Origin of the sequence: Paenibacillus yonginensis, from assembly GCF_001685395.1 — a bacterium.
GTDB lineage: Bacteria > Bacillota > Bacilli > Paenibacillales > Paenibacillaceae > Fontibacillus > Fontibacillus yonginensis.
On sequence record NZ_CP014167.1, the window covers coordinates 4463043 to 4482966 of the forward strand.

The following is a 19924-nucleotide window of genomic DNA, read 5'->3' on the forward strand; positions in this document are numbered from 1 at the left end:
GTTGTAAAAATTTTAAGAAGGCGATTCCAAAATTATTCCAAATTGGCATGGTTGCCGTACATCCCCGTGCCGTTCAATCCTTTGAGCTGCATGATCCGCAGGATAACGGCATCGTAGAAGAGCAGCAGGGTTTGCTCAAACAAGGAGCCCATTGGCTGGAGTGTCAGGGTTCCTGCGCCTTGATCCTGCTCGCTCCGGTCCTTAACAGCCCCGGGAAGTTTAACGACCAGGTCGCTGATTGAACCGAGGGAAGAATCCGGATTAATCGTAACAGCAGCCACAGAAGCTTTAGCCGCTTTGGCTTTGCTTGCCATCAGGACCAGACTGGCGGTCTCGCCGGAGCCGGAGCCGATGATCAGCAGATCCCGCTCCGTAATTCCAGGCGTAACCGTCTCGCCTACCACATAAGCCGGAATGCCGGCATGCATAAGGCGCATGGCAAAGGCCCGGCCCATCAAGCCCGAGCGGCCAGCCCCGGCCAGAAACACCTGCTCTGAACGCATGACCGTCTCAGCCAGCTCCGTTATGGAGCTGTCAGCGATCAGCTGTGCCGACTGCTCCAGTTCGCTGGCGATCAGCCGGGCCAAATGAGAAGAGGCGTTCATGGTTACGCCTGCCTCACGAGCTTTTGAATTTCCGCTGCCGCTGCTTTCCGGTCGTCTGCGCCGGTGATTCCGCCGCCTACGATGACCAGATCCGGTCCGGCGCTGACTACCTCGGCAATCGTATCCAGCTTGATGCCGCCGGCGATAGCTGTTTTGGCTTGCTTCACTACGCCCTTGATCGTACGCAAGTCTTCAAACGAGTTCATTCCCGCAGCCTGGTGGTCATAACCGGAGTGTACGCAGATAAAATCAACACCAAGCGCGTCTACTTCTTTGGCACGTTCGGCCAGATTTTTGACATTGATCATGTCCACCAGAATCCGAGCGCCTTGCTTCTTCGCTTCCGCTACCGCACCGCTGATCGTCAAGTCGTCGGCTACGCCAAGGATCGTAACGATCCCGGCACCGGCTTCAGCCGCTTTCATGACCTCGTATCCGCCCGCATCCATCACCTTAAGGTCGGCAAGGACCGTCAGGTTGGGGAAAGCTTCTTTAACCGCCTTAACAGCGTGCAAACCTTCGTTGATAATAACGGGAGTTCCGATTTCAACGATATCAATATATTCAGCAACCTCGGCGACAACTTCCTTTGCGCCTGTAATATCCACCAGATCGAGTGCCAATTGAAGTTCCATGTATACATTCGCTCCTTTAATGCTAAGATTCTCCTGACCGATAGGGTCCCTGAGTCGAGACGCCTGCATACGGCTGGATAGGCTCTATTATTATCGATCCGCTTCTTTCGCGAAAGTAGGCACTTTGCCGTCAGGTAGTCACCTGCAGGTGACTAATGGCGGTTTATCAGGCCCTTGTGGGGAAATGAAATTGGGTCCCAAACCTAGTTCTGGCACATTAGTTTCCTTTTGATGCTAAGTGCTAGATGGAAAGTAAGTGTAAATGATATACTGATAGAAGGGAGGTGTCGAATTTGGCTAACGAGCTGAAGGAACGGATTAATCTCAAGGAGATTAACTGTGAGAAGGAATTAACCCTTGCCGTGATCGGCGGGAAATGGAAATTGATCATTTTGTGGCATCTCGGTCTGGAAGGCACCAAACGGTTTGGGGAGCTGAAGAAGCTGATTCCGAACATTACACAAAAAATGCTGACCAACCAGCTTCGTGAGCTGGAGGATGACAAGCTGATCAGCCGCAAGGTGTATCCGGAGGTCCCTCCGCGCGTCGAGTATTCCATGACGGAATACGGCACGAGCCTGATGCCGGTGCTGAGATCGATGTATGAGTGGGGCAAACACTACGGGGAAGCCGTAGTCTGGAACGGATCTGCAGAGGCGCCATCAGCCGGGGACTCGGCCCAGGAATCCATCTCGTCACCAGAGCCTGTGGCCGCTGCGGTTAGTGAATAAATGGAAATGCTCCAAAGACATACAAAGCCGCACGCCAATTGGCGTGCGGCTGTTTTTGATTTCATGTGGATCAGATCAGACCAGATCAGATCCGGCGAAACGTGTTAGCCGGCATCCCCGCTGTCTCCGCCGGCTTCCTCGCCGTACCACAGCTGGCGGAAGCTGTCGCTGGTCTCCAGCAGCTGCTCGGCCGTACCGGAGGCTTCAATCGTGCCGTTCTTCAGCACGATAATGCGGTCGGCATGAGCCAGCGCGGCTTTGCGGTGCGAGACGACGAGGCAGGTGGCCTCGCCGCGTTCGCGGAACAGCCGCTCCCAAAGCTTGCGCTCCGTCTCGACATCCAGCGCGCTGGATAGGTCGTCGAAGACGTACAGCTCAGCGTCGCGGACAAGCATGCGCGCGGCCGCGGTTCGCTGGGCCTGCCCGCCGGACAGCTTGACGCCGCGCGGTCCGACCAGGGTGTCGAGTCCGTGCTCCAGCCGGGCGACGTCTTCCTCAAGCACGGCGGCATGCAGCGCGCCGGCCAGGCTGCTCTGCTCGGGCGGAAGGCCGAGCAGGATGTTGTTGCGCAGCTTATCACTGTACAGCCGCGGAATTTGCGCCGTGTAGGCACTCTGCGGCGGCACAAAGAAGTCGGCCGGCTTCTCGACCCGCCGGCCGTTCCAGCGGATCTCCCCGCTGCTTGCCGGCAGCAGGCCGAGCAGGGCGCGGAGCAGCGTTGTTTTGCCGGAACCGATCATCCCTGTGATGACGGTGAAAGAACCGCGCTCCAGCTCCAGGTCAATGTCTTGAATGCCCCGGCCGGTCTCCGGATACCTATAACTCAGGCCCCTGGCCTCCAGCTTGTGGAGCGGCCCCAACTGAAGGCCGTTTGGCACCGAGGCTTCAGCCTTGCCCGGGACAAGCCCGTGTTTGGGCTCTACAGCCGCCGTTTGTGCAGTTTCGTTCTGCCGGCTGCTGCGTCCGCCCCAGTTGCGGCCCGGCTTGCCGATTCCGATATAAGCTGCGGCGCTGAGCAGGGAAGCGGGCGCCCCTTGAAGCATGTTTTTCAGTCGGCCAAAGCTGACTGTCATTTGTTTATAGTAGGTCATAAAGTTGCCCAGATTGGAGATCAGCTGGGTCACGAACGTCAAATAATAGACGAACAAAGACAAATCGCCGACACTGAAAGTCCCGCTGCGCATTTTGTAGCCGGCCAGCACCAGAATGACGCCGGTACCCAGGTTAACGGAGTTGGTGAAGACCGACGACAAGGCTTCGGTGATCAGCTTATCCTTCACCATCGTTTGGCGGCGGCGGTCGCTAAGCTCCACGAAACGGCGCACCACCCGGGATTCCGCTCCTGCAACCTGGATGGCCTGCACATTGGAGAACATCTCGCTGATCGAGCTGGTGACTCTTGCAGTGGCTTCGCGGCTGGCCGCACGGTATTTCTGAATGCGTGCTGTCGCGATTTGCGCGGCAGCTACGACAATCACCAGCGGCACGAAGACAAATAACGTCATCTGTGCGTCGATGGAAATCAGAATGTATCCGGCCACGATGGCGAAGCCGACAAGTCCAAGCGAGTCCACCGACCAGCTGATCGCTTCCTCCGTCTGGTCGATGTCATCACGGAAGTTGCTGATCGCTTCGCCTGGCGAGCAGGGGATCGCTCTTGCGCCAGGTTCGTTCAGCACATGGGCCAGCATGTTGCGCCGGACCAGCATGCTGGTCCGGAACCGGAAATGAACATCGGTCAGGAAGCCGCAGGCAATGACGCCCATCCGCCCCAATGCTGCGCCGATTAACAGGGCCGCCAGGGCCCAAACACCGTAGCCGAGATTCGTGTGGGCTTCCAGCTGGTCGAAATATTGCTTGGTAATGAGACCCGGAATCAGCAAAGACATATGGACCAGCGTCCAGGCCAGCAGATTGGCTAAATAGATAACCGGGTGCAGCGAAAGCAAACGGATGAAGAAATGCCTGGTTTTCATGCGAGCACCTCCTCAAGGCCGACAGCCAGCATTCGGCTGAAACGGGAATCCGCATCTTCAGCCAGTGCCTGGGGCGGGCCTTCCTCCAGAATCCGTCCATCTTCCAGAATCAGTATCTGATCCGCCCGCTGCACGGTGGACAGTCTGTGGGCGATAATGATGCAGGTTCTCTGATCGAGCAGCTTGGTAATGGCTGCCTCTATCCGGCTCTCCGTAAGCGGGTCAAGCCGGGAGGAGGCTTCGTCCAGAATGACAAGTCCCGGATCGGTCAGAAATACCCGGGCGAAGGCCAGCAGCTGCGCTTCCCCGGCGGACAGGCTGCCGCCCCCGGAAGCCAGCCGCGAATCCAGTCCTTCCGGCATGCCTCTGTACCAGTCGCGAAGGCCGACCTCTTCCAGGACGGCAATGATCCGGTCATCCGGGATTCGCTCATCGAATAGAGTCAGGTTATCGCGTACTGTTCCTTCCAGAATTTCGATGTTCTGCGTCACCATCGCCACGCTGCTGCGCAGCTCATGCAGCTTGCACTGGCGAATGTCCAGACCGCCTAGCTCAATCGCTCCCTTCTGAGGGTCATAGAAGCGAAGAAGCAGCCGGGCGAGCGTTGTTTTGCCGCTGCCGGTACGCCCGAGCAGCCCCAGCGTTTGACCAGGCTCCAGCCGAACATTCAGCTGCCGGAGGGTCGGAGCGTCCTCCGGATCATAAGCAAAACTGAGATCGCGGATATTCAGGGAGAGGGGGCCTTTCGGCAGAGGAGCACCGGGCCCGTCTTGGATGGCCGATTCGGTTGCCAGCAGGTCTTGTACCCGGACAAGGCTGGCATCTGCCTTCTGCAAGTCCTCCAGCTGCGTCCGGATCTGTTCGATGGGTTTGGCAAGCAGCTCGGTATAGTAGAAGACCAGATAGATGCCGCCGATCGAAAGCTCGCCCCGCTTCCAGAGCAGCGCGCAGACGATAAAGGCGGCCGCATTGCCGAAGGCAAACACAAAGATGGTAGTGCCCCACATAAGGAAGAAACCAAAGAAGGCGCGGACACGGACCGGCAGCATCCGGCGGGCCAGTTCATAATAGCGGCCCATGACATAACCGGCTGCGCCGTTGGCGCGTGTATCCTCTGTGCCTTCCAGATGTTCGCCGATAAAGCCGTAGAACTCGGCGTTCAGCGCCCGCCACTTGGTCCAGACCGGCACGGCAAATTTGCGGATCCACTGGATCAGGAAGATCGCGCCGATAACAAAGGCGGTCATGACAACGCCGACCCAAAGATTTTCCCGGAACAACAGCACCAGGATGCCGAGCATCAGCATGGCGTTGCCCGCCATATGTATAATGAAACTCGAGAAGAAGTTAGCCAGCGAGTTGACATCTCCGTCTACCCTTTCAATCAGGGAACCGGAGGTTTGTCTTTTATGAAAAGACATATCGAGAGACAAGCAATGCTCCGCCAGATCGGCGCGCAGCTTGTTGGTCGTTTTCCACCCCAGATTTTCACTGAAATAGGCGGCGCAGACCGAAACGATCTGCTGGATGATCGAGAAGCCGATGAATAAGAAAGCTGCAACATACAGCGGCCTAAGGCTGCCCGTGCCTTGCGCGTTGTCAATGAAATACCGGATGATCTGCGGATTCACGAGCTGCAGCCCGATGGATGCAAATAATAAGACCGTGAGACTGATCATTAATTTGCGCTGCGGCAGGACATATCTGCCCAGAATCGTGCGGTATTTGCCCAGTTTGGGCCTTCGTGCCGTTTCTCCTGCTGTCAATTCCCCGGACATACTAAGAACACTCCTTTCCTTTCGCAATGGTAAATGTATCCTGTTCCTGGCGGAGAGTCAATGCCGAGATTGACTATAAATTCAGTCTGCAAGCCGTCTCCAAGCCCTTCCTATATCCTATATGGAAACGTATGTTCCTTCAAGGCGTAATGGGGATATTTTCTCCCGATCAGTTGAAAGGTTATGATAGATTTAGGGTGTAGTTCACCAAATAACTTCACACAGGATAGGAATACTGACGGAATGAACATAGCTTTGGATATGAAAACGGTCTTTACGCTTGTCGCCCTTGGTCATTTATGTACCCTGATTCTGATTTCCGCCTATCGAAGTAAATTCACGCAGGTTTCGGCTATTTACTGGTTCAGCCTCTCCAAGGGGCTTCAAGGGGCCGTATGGGGCTTGTCCGTCTTTCGGTTTGTCCTGCCGGACATGTTTGGGGTTGTGCTGCCCAATCTGATCTTGTTTGTCGCGGCTTGGCTGGAGATGGGGGCGGTGCTGAAAGCGATAGGCGGCATGAATCCGTTTATACGCCGGTTTATGCTCCTTCTTACAGCGGTCGGCCTGTCTGGCTATCTCCTTATCTTCTTCTGTTTCGATGCTGGGTGGCCGAGAATCAGTTTCTCCTCGCTCATGATTTTTTTGTTTGTCGCTTATCCGGTGTACAGGCTGGCAGGGGACAAGCAGGCCTCAGCGTTGAAAAAGACCTTGAGCGCCATGTACGCCACCCTTGGCGTCTTCCTGCTGATGCGGGCTGTGCTAGCGGTCAGCATGGCCGATCAGATGAGTTTGTTCTCCGGAGCCAACTGGTATCAGTTTGTTTCTTATTTCTTCATTTTCTTTATGATGCTGGTCGGAAATATTGGCTTTATTCTGCTTTCAAAGGAACAGGCCGACGAGAAGCTTCTGCAGCTGGCCAGTTATGATGATCTGACCGGGGCATTGAACTGCAGAACCTTCATAGAGAAGTCGCAGCGCTCCATCGAACAGCTTGCAAGGCGCGGGGAGCCGGTCTCTTTTATTTTGTTTGATATCGACCATTACAAGAGGATTAACGATACGCATGGCCATGACGTGGGGGATCGCGTCCTTCAGGAGATGGCAGGCGATGTTCAGCAGCTATTGGAAGGGCGCGGCTGGCTGGGCAGATATGGCGGGGACGAATTTGCCCTCCTGCTCCCTGGCCTTGGTGAACAGGAATCGGAAGCATTTGCCGAATGGTTAAGATCCCGGCTTGCCGAAAAGAGAGCTTCCGGAGCATTGATCCCTTATACGGTCAGCATGGGTATCGTTACGCTTACCGCTGCCAGGGATCTTGCCGTTTCGCAGCTCTATAAGCTCAGCGACCAGGCGCTTTATGCGGCTAAACGCCAGGGGCGCAACCGGCTGGAGCGAAACAGCTCGCCTTCTGATGAGCAGAGACAAAATTAAAGCCTGCCTCAAGGGTCGTCGAGGCAGGCTTCTTTAACCTGTTTGGATAAGCTATTTTGTTTGATCTTGCGATCTATACGATCTGTAAGCTGGCGCTGTGACCAAGGGCTTAACCGGCAGCCGGTGCAGCCTGTACGGCCGGTTCCGCTGCCGGATCATGATCGACCAGCGAATAACGCTCCCACGCCCGGCTGCGCCAGCGGAAATACATGATGACGGCCCGGGTCCATTCGTCGGCGGCAATGGCGAGCCAAATGCCCGCCAGTCCCAGATGCAGCTGGAAGACCAGCAGATAACCGAGCGGCAGCGACATGCAGACCATGGAGAGGAGACCCATGTAGACCGGGAATCTGGCGTCGCCTGCAGCCCGCAGGGAGTTGATGATGACGATGTTCACCGTTCGTCCGGTCTCCAGAATCAGACTCAGCAGCAGTACCTGGGAGCCGAGTCTGACAATTGCCAGATCATCCGTGAACAGATGGAATAAAGGAACGCGGAACGCAATAATGATCAAATCGACGATCACAGTCGCGGCAAGCGCCCATTTGACGCTCTTGAAGACCCGGGTGTACGCATCCTGCTGACGTTTTGATCCGACATAATGGCCTACCACAATCGCTGTTCCCATTCCGATGGCCATGCTGAACAGATAGATATAAGAAGAGATATTAACGGCATATTGACGGGTAGCCATCGCTTCTGCGCCGAGATAAGTGACGTATAGGGTGAAGATCAGCTGACAAATCTGATAAACAATGCTTTCGAAAGCCGACGGAATGCCGATTTTCAGAATTTTGGCAATGTACTGCTTCGACAGCTGCACATAATAGTTGAACCGAACCCGGACCTCCATAACCCGGTACATCAGCCAGAAGAAGACCAGCAGACAGACCAGGCGGCTGAATACGGTGGAAATCGCCGCACCCTGAACCCCCATGGCTGAGAATCCAAAATGCCCGTAGATCAGGACATAATTGCCTGCCACGTGAATGACGTTCATCAGCAGCGAAACGATCATAGTCTGTTTCGTGAAGCCGTGCGTCCGGATCGTAGCGGCCAGCGCATTGATCAGCGCCTGCAGGAAAATCCCTCCGCCTACAATCTGCATGTAGGATACGGCATAATCCAGAATAGGGCCATGAACGTTCAGCAGCTTCAGCATCATTTTGCCGGACAGCAGGAAGATCACGCTGAGCACAAGGCCGACGGCCAGGTTGATCGTAATGGCATTGCCTGTGACCCTGGCGGCTTCGCTTAATTTTTTGGAACCGAGATATTGCGCAACCACGATGGCCGCACCGTTGCCGATAACCTCCAGCACGAGAATCGCAATCGAAATGATCTGATTGGCAGCTCCAACGCCTGCGACCGCATGATCGGACACCGAGCTGATCATAAACGTGTCGACGCTGCCCATCAGCATAAACAGAAACAATTCCAGAAAGATGGGCCACGTTAAATGGAACATATGGAATTGTTTTTTACCGCCGGTTGACGAATTTTCCAAGGCCGTGCTTTCCAAGTTGTCACCTTCCAGACAAACCAAATTTAGATGAATCTATTCCCTCAAGTCATGAACGACAGCACTTCCCGACATATAAACAAACGTATATTAGCATAGTTCTCATGGAATTACAGCAACTAAAATGAAAAATAATGAAATTCTCTAAAATTTTCAGGAACTTGTCCAGTGCCAGGATTTCTCTTCAGAACAAAGAACCCGCAGATCAGCCAGATCCAAGCCCCTTTCTAAGCGGAATCGCTGAAAAAGGGTTCTCGACCTGTTGACGCGGGTTTCGTATTATTGTAGGGATGAACCGCCGGAAGACGGTTATTTGCTAAACAGCTGCTCGGCGTCATCCAGCGCCATATCCTGCCCAATGGCTGAATAGTCCAGCCATTTCTGGCCGTCGAGGATATAAACGTGGTTGTTCTTGACGGCTTTCAGATTCTTCCACAGCGGGTTGGATTCCAGCGCATCGAAATTGGCTTTAGCCGTGCTGCCGACACTAACGATCACGAAGATCGCATCAGCGTCAAAGTCCGGAAGCACTTCCTGCGAGATGGTCTCGTAGGCTTTGTCGATTTTCTCTACGCCGTTTGCCGGATTGAGCTTTAATTCTTCGAACATGATCGGACCCATAGGGTGGCCGACCCCCATGACGCGGAGTTCCTTCGCAGTGGAACGAATGGCCATGACTTTGGCGTCCGGGCCAAGTTTGGCATGAATCAGCCCGCTGACCTTCTCGGCTTTATCCGCATATTGCTGGATGAAGTTGGCAGCTTGCTGCTCGCGGCCGGCATGTTTGGCGATTTCGGTCAGCTGCTCCTGCCAGGTGCCTTCGGCTGTGTTGACGGTGAGGGTCGGGGCGATCTTTTCAAATTTGGAAATGTCCTGGCCGGAATAATTCTCATCAAGGAAAATCACGTCAGGCTTGGAAGCGAGAATCGCTTCCATGTCCGGGTCGCTGACCGTGCCGTATTTGGCGGCTCCCTGCAGCAGGTCCTTCACATGCGGGAGAAAATCCTTCACATCGCCCCCGATAACAGAGCCGACAGGCGTCAAGCCGATCGCCAGCAGATCGTTGGTGATGTGGATCGAAATCGAAGCGATTCTTGCATCCGGATTGCTCTGCAGAATTTCGTCTGCTTTGGAAGACTCCTGCGAGCTTCCGGAAACGTTCGAAGCAGAGGATGAAGCGGTATCCGCCGAGTTGGACGCGGAAGCCGGCTCCGAGGAAGCGGCATTGCCGCTGCCAGTGTTTGAAGCGTTTTGTCCGTTGGTAGCGTTGCTGCCGCATGCGGACAGCACCAGGACCAGCGTAAGTATCAACAATGGGGTTAATCCTTTTAATTTATGCACACAAATTCCCTCCAGCATTCAATTCCTCATTCAGGATTTATTATTTGCTTCTCATCAGCAGCGTAAAAAACAAAGGTGCCCCTATGACGGCCACCACGACGCCTGCCGGAACGGCATTGGGGGCAAAGATCGACCTGCCGACCGTATCGGCGGCCAGCAGAATCAGCATGCCGGTCAAGGCCGACAAGGGCAGGGAATGCCGGTGCATCGGCCCGGCCAGTTTTCGGGCGATATGCGGCGCCAGCAGCCCGATGAAGCCTATGCCGCCGGCCATGGATACGCTGGCGCAGGACAGGGCAACGGCAGCGGCCAGCAGAATCAGCCGGCTCTGCGTCACCTTGCCGCCAATGCTGACGGCGGTATCGTCGCCTAAAGTGAACAAGTCCAGCATTTTGGACCTTGAGTAGACGTAAGGGAGGAGCAGGGCAATCCATGGCAGCAGGGCCAGCACATGGATCCAGTCCCGGCCCCAGACGCTGCCGGCCAGCCAGGCTGCGGCGAAAGCGTAGGTATCGGGGTCAAGCCGGAGCGCCAGAAATAGGGTTACGGCGCTGAAGCCGGCTTCTATGGCGATGCCGACCAGAATCAGCCGGATCGGGACAAGCCCTTTGTGCCGGTCATAAGCCAGCCCGACAACCATCAGCGCAATCAGCAGTCCCCCGCAGAAGGTGAAGAGCGGAATGATCAGGGCGGAAGGCCCTTCAAGTGTCCGGAAGAAGGACACAAAGATCATCAGCCCGAAGCCTGCTCCCGCGTGCAGTCCGAGAATGCCCGGATCGGCCAGCGCGTTGCGGGACACGCCCTGAAGGACGGCACCTGCCACGCCCAGCCCTGCGCCGGCCAGCAGGGTAACGAGGATTCGGGGAAGCCGGTAGGTGAAGAGAACCAGTTGATCCTGCGGAGAACCATAGCCTAGCAGGGTCAAACCCAGCTGCCGGGGCGACAGCCGGATGGTTCCTGTGTTTACGCTGATAACGAATACCACGATGACGGCCAGCAGCAGGAGCAGACCAAACCGCTTGGCCCTTGTTCCCCGGTTCCCGGTTGAAGGAAGCAGCATCACAGCGACCTCCCTTCCTTGCGGGCTAAATATAGAAAAAACGGAACGCCAACGAGCGCAACCATGGCTCCAATGGCGAATTCACGCGGCGGGCTCACCATTCTGGAGGCGATGTCCGCCAGTTCCAGCAGCGTACCGCCGAGCAGTGCGGACATAGGGATGATCAGCCGATAGTCGACGCTGACCAGCCTTCTGGCCACATGCGGCGCTACCAGCCCGACAAATCCCACCGCCCCGGCAACAGAGACGGAGCTTCCTGCCAGCAGGACGGCAGCCGTCATGGCCAGAACGCGGATACGTCCGGCGCGCACTCCCAGGTTAACCGCCGATTCATCGCCAAGCGAAAGGAAGGTAATAGACCTGCCCATCGAGACGGACCAGGCCAGCGTAACGATGACAATGGGAGCCAGCAGCTTGAGATGGGACCATCTGACGCCTGCTACCCCGCCGGCGTACCAGAAAGCAAGATCCTGACTCAGTCCGTAATAGATAGCCACCCCGGTGCTGAAGGAATGAAGCAGAGCGGCCGCAACAGCACCGGCAATGGTCAGCTTCAGGGAAGACAATCCTCCCGGGGTAGCCGAACCCAGCATAACGATGAACAGGGTGGCTAGAGCGGCCCCGGTGAAGGACAGCAGGATCAGGTTGAAATAGGACAAGCCGGGCAGAAAAGCAAACGCCAGCGCTACCACAAAAGCGGCCCCGGCGTTTACGCCGAGAATGCCGGTATCCGCAAGCGGATTCCGTGTGACTCCCTGCATCAAGGCTCCGGCAGCGCCAAAGGCCATGCCGGTCACAGCCGCACCAAGGGCCCTTGGCAGGCGGAGGTTCCGGATAATCTGATGCGCTTCATCATCGGCATCAAAGCGGAAGATGGCGGCCCAGACCTCTGGAAGGGGAATGCTTTTGGCTCCATATGACACGGCAAGCAGAATAGCAAGCAGCAGCCCGGCGGCAGCCGCGGGCAGCCATAATGCGCGCCTTAAGTTTTTACTGGAACGGCTAAAGGGTCGGGACATCGCATGTTCTCCAATTAATATTGATAATCATTATCAATGAATAATTATAAGGGTCCCAGAACTCCCGTACATGACATTATCCAAGGTAGAAAGCATGGACAAATCCAAGATGGGAGAGGAGCCCATAGCGATTTATAGCCGGATCGACCTAAATGTCCATCCTATGGCTCAAGACCTCCGGGCATTTGATTATCGTTTTGAGGATTCTTATATCACGACTAGATTTGCCGAGGTTGCTTTTGAGAGTCAGTTCACGACTCCATCTGGAACAAGCAGCCGATAAGCCTGCTCCAGCTGCCAAGTAACGGCGTAAGGCGCATAGGGCTTCCATTTCGGCCAGGAAATAAAATGGACCCGGCCTGCCCGTACAGCGGGATGGGCCATCCATGCGGCATGTTCGCGGCACAGCCGCTCCATGCGGGTTTGTTCTTCGGCGTTGGAGACGGCGATCAGCAGGTAATCCGCTTCATAAAAGCCGATTTCGTGCTCGGACAGGGCAGTCCAGTTGAAATGGGTCCCGGGCAGGTAAGGTTCCGTCTGCCGGGCAATTCGCTCCGGCGGGGCAAGCTGCAGCGAGCGGTAGAAGACATGGCCGATATTCCGCATGCCGTACATACGGAGTCCGGTTGTCCGTACGACGCAGATGGCAACCGAAGCTTGACCGATGCGGCGTTTCAGCGCCTTTCGAAGCTCCTCGGACCTCTGCTCATGACGTTCGATCCACTGCCTGGCTTCGTCTTCGCGTCCGGTAAGGCCGGCAATGACAGACAAATGAGTATATAGATCCTGGGTGGCCCAGGGAATTGAAATGACGGGCGCAAGATCATTGACATGCTCCATCGCTTGAGCTCGTACATTGTCTTTGCATAGAATCAGGTCCGGTTTAAGTTCTGTAAAAATCCTCCGCCGCACCTCCCACGGATCGGTAGCATGCTCCGGCAAGTCGAGTTCCATCGTCTCCAGCGGGAGCCCGGGATAAGTTTGCGCTGCGAGCGGACGCAGTCCCAGCGTATGCAAATGATCCGTGTAAGGCGCGGAGAGGGACACGATGCGGAAATCCTTCTTTTTCAAATAAAGGGTTGGTGCCAGTCCGGTTGTCCTTTTGAATCTGCGGCTGAAATAGAACTCGTCCTCATATCCGATTTCGTAAGCGACTTCACGTACGGATTTATCCTTCTGCAGCAGCAGCTCTTTGGCTTTGTTCATCCGCAGGCGGGTCAGGTATTCGACCGGGGTTAAATCCATCGTCTGTTTGAACAGCCGGGCGTAATAAGACGGGTGCAGCTGCACCAGCTCGGCCAGCTTGTCGACTCGGATATCCTGAGCGTAATGCTGCTGCATGAAGAGAATCGAAGACTTCAGTTTGTCCAGCGTGTCCTCCATGTCTGATTCGGCTTCATTCTCTATGGACAGCAGAAAGTCAAGCAGGCTGTACAGCTGCTGCTGAGCCAGAAAGCGGCTCCGTCCAGCCGGACCGGCAGCGGGCATATCCTTGCCCGGCCTCATGGCGTCAAACAGCCGTTTAAAGCGTTTCTTGCTGACAGGATGCTGACGGACACCGGGAAAATCCAGCACCCGCTCGTAGGAACGGTAGGACCGTGAGCTTTCGGCCAGCCGGTAAAGATCGAAGGTTATCCAATAATACTCCGCTTTCTGCCCGATTGCCGAAGGGGAATTCAGAGCAACCCGGCTGCCGGGAACAAATACATATAAAGTTTCCTCCGCAAGCGGAAGCTGCTCGCCGTCCTCGGCCAGGCAGGTCTGCCCCGGTGAGGAGGCATATAGAATCGTATGATGAGCCAGCGGCTCGGACGAAGCCAACCAGGGCGGTATATCGTTACTGGAGCGGACCTCCGCGATTTCGATCAAGGTATGCTGCAGGAAATCGTGTTCGGGTAGGGAAGTGTTCATGGTCTATTCGCTCCTTTAATTCCTGAAGAAACCCATTTTGCTCATCTTCCTCCTTATGGGGATTGGAGCGTAATCACCCCTATCTTACAACAGAAGAATAGTTAAGGGAATTCAGCGTCCTTCGGGATCGGAATGCGATCGGCGAAAGTGGGTAATTCCGCACATATTTTTCATAGAATCACCCCTATTTATGGAATTGTTTCCGAATTATGATCTCCATGCAGCACTAATTCATCCAAAAAGGGGGGAGCATACGCGATTTTGTGATACCGCTTACACAAAAGTCAGAAAGGAACAAAACGTCCAGGAAACCGAGGTAATCACAACAGGGATGTCAAGTATTCATTCTAATCTTTCTTAATGAAGGGAGAATGTCATTCGTGAAAAGCCAGAGACGTTTCTTCGCTTGGATATGCCTTGTAACGATGATCGCAGGAACGTTCTTCACCTCTTTTGGAGGGACTCAGCCCGTACAAGCAGCGGGTGGACCCAATTTAGCGGCGGGCAAACCGGCTTCGGAATCCGGGCATGCCGATGTGTATGCGGCGTCCAACATCACGGACGGGAACGCAGGGACTTATTGGGAAAGCTCTAATAATGCCTTCCCGCAATGGGCCCAGGTAGACCTCGGAAGTGCGGCCGCGGTGGATCAGGTTGTGCTGAAGCTGCCTTCCGGATGGGAAAGCCGCACGCAAACCCTGTCCGTACAAGGAAGCACAAACGGAACCAGCTTCTCGAATCTGAAGGCATCGGCGGGTTATACGTTTAATCCGAATGCCGGCAATACCGTAACCATTGATTTCCCTGCAGCCAGCGTCCGTTACGTGCGGATTCTCGTGACCGCCAACACAGGCTGGCCGGCCGGACAGCTCTCTGAGCTGGAGGTTTACGGGACTACTTCTACTCCGTCCGAGCCTTTGGCCATTCCGGGCAAGATTGAAGCGGAGAACTACAGCGCGATGAGCGGCATCCAAACCGAACCGACATCTGACACCGGCGGCGGCCTTAATGTAGGCTGGATCCATGTAGGCGACTGGATGGACTACAGCGTGAACGTGCAAAGCGCGGGTGCTTATACCGTAGAATACCGGGTAGCCAGCAATTCGGGCAGCGGTGAAATTCAGCTCCAGTCCGGCGGGACGACCTTGGCCACTACCGCTGTGCCCAACACCGGCGGCTGGCAGAGCTGGCAGACTGTTACCGCTAACGTAACGCTTAATGCGGGACCGCAGACACTTCGCGTTTATGCCAGCGGATTCGATTTTAATATCAACTGGATCAACCTTAAGCAGGGCAGCACAGCGGATAACCAGGCTCCTTCGGCTCCGTCCAACCTGGCTTTCACGCAGCCTTTGCCAGGCACAATCAGCCTCACCTGGAACGCATCCACCGATAATGTAGGCGTCACCGGATACGATATCTACGTGAACAATCAGCTTCGCGGCAGCGTAAACGGATCGACCGTCACTTTTTCCGATACGCAGCCGGCCAGCTTGACGGTAACCTATTACGTAATCGCCAAGGATGCCGCAGGCAACGCATCCGCCCCAAGCAACTCCGTGACACGGAGCGGTTCGAGCGGGGACGGCGGAACGAACCTTGCGATCGGCAAAGCGATTTCGGCTTCATCTTCCACCTTTACTTTTGTAGCAGCCAATGCCAACGATAACGATGTGAATACCTATTGGGAAGGCAGCGGGCATCCAAGCACGCTTACTGTAGATCTTGGCGCCAACGCCAACGTCACGTCGGTTGTGCTCAAGCTGAATCCGGCCAGCGAATGGGCTTCCCGTACGCAGACGATTCAGGTGCTGGGACACGATCAAAACTCGGCGACCTTCACCAATTTGGTCTCCGCTGCTTCCTATACGTTTAATCCCGCTTCGCAAAATACGGTAACGATTCCCGTAAATGCAACTGCGAGCAGCCTGCAGCTCCGGTTTACGGCCAACTCGGGAGCACCGGGCGGGCAAGTTGCCGAATTCCAGATCTTTGGCACACCGGCCCCTAACCCGGACTTGACGGTAACCGCTGCCTCCTGGTCTCCGGCTGCACCGATTGAGACGAACGCCATTACGCTTAACGCAACGGTCCGCAATATCGGCAGCGCCTCCTCTGCCGCAACGAATGTCAATTTCTATCTCGGGACTACTCTTGCCGGGACGGCTTCCGTCGGTGCGCTGGCACCAGGCGCCTCGGCTAATGTCTCCGCGAACATCGGCGCAAAAGATGCCGGCTCCTATATGGTGACCGCCAAGGTCGATGAAAGCAACAGTATCATTGAAACGAACGATTCGAACAACAGCTATACGAATCCTTCGCAGCTTGTCGTAGGCCAGGTGCAAAGCGCCGATCTGATCGGGACGACGTCCTGGACGCCCGGCAATCCAAGCGCGGGCAATACAGTCACCTTCACCGTGAATCTCAAGAATCAGGGGAATATCGCCTCGGCAAGCGGCGCCCATGCTATCACGGTAGTGCTGAAGAACGCTGCCGGAGCCACCCTGCAAACGTTTAACGGAACTTATAATGGAAGCTTGGCTGCAGGAGCGTCGGCGAACGTAACGGTTGGAACCTGGACGGCGGTTAACGGCAGCTACACCGTTACGACAACGATCGCGCCGGATGCCAACGAAGCAGCGGTCAAACAGGCGAATAACACCAGCACCTCCAGCCTGTATTCCGGCCGGGGCGCAAATATGCCGTTCACCATCCTGGAAGCGGAGTCCTCCTCGAACAACACCAATGGAACGAAGCTGGCTCCAAACTTTACACCGGGCGACTTTGCCGGTGAAGCCTCCGGCCGTTCGGCCGTCTATCTCGATGCCACCGGTGAATACGTGGAATTTACGCTGACTTCGCCGGCCAATGCGTTTGTGCTGCGGAACGCCGTTGCCGAAAATACCACCGGTACGGTAAGCATATATGCTAACGGGGTGGATAAAGGCAACTTTAAGGTGACCTCCAAGTTCTCTTACCTGTACGCCACGCCTTCAACGCTTGGGCGCCTGGGCTATGACAACTCCGGCTCCAAGGCTTACTGGCTGTACGAGGATTCGCAGCTGATGCTGGATCAGGTATATCCGGCCGGTACAAAAATCAAGATTCAAAAAGACGCAGGGGACGTTCCGTGGATTTATGTGGACATGATCGAGACGGAAAACGTTGCTCCTCCTGCTTCCAACCCGGACCCAAGCAAATATGTTCAGGTTTCGGCTTCCAAATCCATCGAGCAGGCGCTGAACGAGTTCCGTCAGGACACATCAAAGAAAGGTATCTTTATTCCTGCCGGGGAATGGACGATTTCGTCCAAAATTTTCCTGTACGGCCGCGCTACTGAAATTATCGGCGCAGGCCCATGGTACACCAAGCTGATGGCCCCGCAGGATCAGACGAATACGGACGTCGGGTTTAACATCAGCTCCGCCGCAAACGGTTCTACGATCAGGGATCTGTCCGCCTGGGGCAACTACATCTACCGGCAGGATGGACCGGGCAAGTTCATTGACGGCAACGGCATGCAGAACGTGACGATCGAGAATATCTGGGCCGAGCATTTCGTCTGTCTGTATTGGGGTGTGAACTCTTCCCACAATACATTCAAGAACAACCGGATCAAAAACATGTTTGCGGACGGCATCAACATGACCAACGGCTCGTCCTACAACGTCATCGACAACAACTATGCCCGCGCCACCGGCGACGACTCGTTTGCCCTGTTCAGCGCTATCGATGCGGGCGGCTCCTACAACGTAGGCAACAAGTATACCAACCTGACTGCCACCAACGTGAGACGTGCCGCGGCTTTTGCCGTTTACGGCGGCCAGGATAACCTGTTCCAGAACCTGTACGGCGCGGATACGCTGACTTATCCGGGCCTCACCGTCAGCAGCCTCAGCTTCGGATATAACACGCTGGGATTTGGCGCCATCGACACCGTCATCGACGGGGTTACTCTGGACCGGACCGGCGGCGACTTCTGGACCAGCGTTGGGGCCGACGACAAGATCAACGATTATCAGAACTTCGGGGCCATCTGGTTTTATGGCGGCGACAGGGACTTCAAGAATATCCTGGTGAAAAACGTCGACATTAACAACCCGGTATACTTCGGCCTGATGTTCCAGTCCAAAGCGCCGGAGAATCTGCCGATGCAGAATATCCGTCTGGAGAACATCACGATCAATAACCCGACCCGGTATGGCATCAAGCTGGTTGCCAAAGCCGAAGACGGGCAGGGGCCGGTGGTCGGCGGAGCCAGCTTCGCCAATGTCAAAGTCAATAACCCGGGCATTGCAGCTATTTATGGTGAAAGCAAATCCCCGAATTTCACCGTCAACCGGGTATCCGGGAATAACTGGTAAGCGAAGTCGCGGGAAGGCGCATTCTCAAGCACAACAAGGAAAACGAAGCTCATTCAAGCATAGAAAAACAAAGGACACCCTCGCGGGTGTCCTTTGTTCGTATCTTTTTGAGCAGCTTCTATACCTCAGGGTTCTGTTCAAAACGCCGGATGATTTCCAGCATCACCTGAACGGCTTTTTCCATATTGTCTACCGAGATGTATTCGAATTTACCGTGGTAGTTTTCGCCGCCGGTGAACACATTCGGGGTAGGCAGTCCCATATAGGACAGCTGGGAGCCGTCGGTGCCGCCGCGGATCGGCTTGACGATCGGCTTGATGCCCAGCGACTCCATTGCCTGGTAAGCGATGTCGACAATGCCTTTTACAGGCTCGATTTTATCCTTCATGTTGTAATACTGGTCATGCAGGTCAAGGATGATGCGCTCGGAGCCGTATTTGGCTTTAAGCTCGTCTACGACCTTCGTCAAATAAGCCTTTTTGTTCTCGAATTCCTGGCGGTCGAAATCGCGGATGATGTATTGGACCTTTGTCTGCTCCGTGTCGCCCGTGATGCTCAGCAGGTGATAGAAACCTTCGTAGCCTTCGGTGAACTCGGGAGCCTGCTTTGCCGGGAGCTTCTGCTGGAGCTCCATGGCGATTTTGATGGAGTTGACCATTTTATTTTTTGCCGTACCGGGATGCACATTGGTGCCCTTAATTGTAATTTTGGCGCCGGCAGCGTTAAAGCTTTCATATTCCAGCTCGCCGAGCGGACCACCGTCCATCGTATAGGCGTATTTCGCACCAAAGGCGGCTACGTCGAATTTGTGCGGCCCGCGGCCGATTTCTTCGTCCGGCGTAAAGGCTACGCGGATTTTGCCGCGTTTGATCTCCGGATGCTGGATCAGGTAATCCATCGCCGTCATGATTTCGGCCACGCCGGCTTTATTGTCCGCGCCGAGCAGGGTCGTGCCGTCCGTGGTGATCAGCGTGTGGCCTTTATAGCTTGGCAGCTCCGGGAAATCCTTGGCAGACAAAACGACGTTCAGCTCTTTGTTCAGAACGATGTCGCTGCCGTCAAAGTTCTCAACAATTTGCGGATTGACGCCGGCGCCCGTAAAATCAGTCGCCGTATCCACATGCGCCAGGAATCCGATGACCGGGACCTCCTTGTCCGTGTTGGCCGGCAGGGTGGCCATGACGTAGCCGTTGTCGTCCATTGTCACTTCCGTCATCCCGATCGCTTTCAGCTCGTCCACCAGCTGGCGGGCCAGCGTCAGCTGCCCGGGCGTGGAGGGGCAGGTTTCGCTTTCATCATTGGATTGCGTATCGACTTTCACATAGGAAATAAATCGTTTCACCATTTCTTCTCTCAAAATCAGACAGCTCCCTTCGAAACTTCGAATATCTCTTATTATTGCGCTTATCGGGACAATTGGCAAAATTCAAAGCATATCTTTCAAAAGGAAATCAAAAATGGATTAGTTATTTCGTTTCATCCATATAATTCACTAAAAAATTGACACAAAGAACGAGAGTGAATATGATGAAAGACGAATAAGCTTTGGAG

Annotated in this window: 13 protein-coding genes; 3 read left to right on the forward strand and 10 right to left on the reverse strand. The window is 55.0% G+C overall.

What is annotated here, in order from left to right:
• Positions 1-32: 32 nt before the first annotated feature.
• A complete protein-coding gene (gene hxlB / locus AWM70_RS20280; protein ID WP_068699480.1) occupies positions 33-605 on the reverse strand; it encodes a 6-phospho-3-hexuloisomerase in 573 nt (190 codons plus the stop codon).
• A gap of 2 nt (positions 606-607) precedes the next feature.
• On the reverse strand, positions 608-1240 hold the full coding sequence (hxlA, locus tag AWM70_RS20285; RefSeq protein WP_068699484.1) for a 3-hexulose-6-phosphate synthase: 633 nt from the start codon (positions 1238-1240) through the stop codon (positions 608-610).
• A 293-nt stretch (positions 1241-1533) separates the two neighbouring features.
• On the opposite strand from hxlA, the gene AWM70_RS20290 reads away from it, so the two are divergent.
• A complete protein-coding gene (locus AWM70_RS20290; RefSeq protein ID WP_068699486.1) occupies positions 1534-1971 on the forward strand; it encodes a winged helix-turn-helix transcriptional regulator in 438 nt (145 codons plus the stop codon).
• Between the two features lie 104 nt (positions 1972-2075).
• Here the strand turns inward: AWM70_RS20290 and AWM70_RS20295 are convergent, their stop codons facing one another.
• On the reverse strand, positions 2076-3947 hold the full coding sequence (locus AWM70_RS20295) for an ABC transporter ATP-binding protein (protein ID WP_068699488.1): 1872 nt from the start codon (positions 3945-3947) through the stop codon (positions 2076-2078).
• Positions 3944-5725 (reverse strand): ABC transporter ATP-binding protein, encoded by a 1782-nt coding sequence (locus AWM70_RS20300; RefSeq protein WP_068699490.1) that lies wholly within the window; start codon positions 5723-5725, stop codon positions 3944-3946. The genes AWM70_RS20295 and AWM70_RS20300 overlap by 4 nt, the downstream gene beginning before the upstream one ends.
• Before the next feature lie 243 nt (positions 5726-5968).
• On the opposite strand from AWM70_RS20300, the gene AWM70_RS20305 reads away from it, so the two are divergent.
• Positions 5969-7156: a GGDEF domain-containing protein gene (locus tag AWM70_RS20305; RefSeq protein ID WP_068699492.1), complete on the forward strand. Its 1188-nt coding sequence runs from the start codon at positions 5969-5971 to the stop codon at positions 7154-7156.
• A 109-nt stretch (positions 7157-7265) separates the two neighbouring features.
• Here AWM70_RS20305 and AWM70_RS20310 read toward each other — a convergent pair whose 3' ends face one another.
• From AWM70_RS20310 to AWM70_RS20330, 5 genes are all read right to left on the reverse strand, one after another.
• The gene (locus AWM70_RS20310; RefSeq protein ID WP_099093172.1) at positions 7266-8624 is read right to left on the reverse strand and encodes an MATE family efflux transporter; all 1359 of its coding nucleotides are present in this window, start codon (positions 8622-8624) and stop codon (positions 7266-7268) included.
• A gap of 363 nt (positions 8625-8987) precedes the next feature.
• A complete protein-coding gene (locus AWM70_RS20315) occupies positions 8988-10019 on the reverse strand; it encodes an ABC transporter substrate-binding protein (RefSeq protein ID WP_237167766.1) in 1032 nt (343 codons plus the stop codon).
• A gap of 40 nt (positions 10020-10059) precedes the next feature.
• Entirely contained in the window at positions 10060-11079 is a 1020-nt protein-coding gene (locus tag AWM70_RS20320) for a FecCD family ABC transporter permease (protein WP_068699498.1), read from the reverse strand.
• On the reverse strand, positions 11079-12098 hold the full coding sequence (locus AWM70_RS20325) for a FecCD family ABC transporter permease (RefSeq protein WP_083180453.1): 1020 nt from the start codon (positions 12096-12098) through the stop codon (positions 11079-11081). The genes AWM70_RS20320 and AWM70_RS20325 overlap by 1 nt, the downstream gene beginning before the upstream one ends.
• 246 nt (positions 12099-12344) lie before the next feature.
• Positions 12345-14009: a helix-turn-helix domain-containing protein gene (locus AWM70_RS20330; RefSeq protein ID WP_068699500.1), complete on the reverse strand. Its 1665-nt coding sequence runs from the start codon at positions 14007-14009 to the stop codon at positions 12345-12347.
• A 371-nt stretch (positions 14010-14380) separates the two neighbouring features.
• Between AWM70_RS20330 and AWM70_RS20335 the strand changes: the two genes are divergently transcribed.
• Entirely contained in the window at positions 14381-18373 is a 3993-nt protein-coding gene (locus AWM70_RS20335; protein WP_068699501.1) for a carbohydrate-binding protein, read from the forward strand.
• A 118-nt stretch (positions 18374-18491) separates the two neighbouring features.
• Here the strand turns inward: AWM70_RS20335 and pepT are convergent, their stop codons facing one another.
• On the reverse strand, positions 18492-19718 hold the full coding sequence (pepT, locus tag AWM70_RS20340) for a peptidase T (RefSeq protein ID WP_418303190.1): 1227 nt from the start codon (positions 19716-19718) through the stop codon (positions 18492-18494).
• Between the last annotated feature and the right edge of the window lie 206 nt (positions 19719-19924).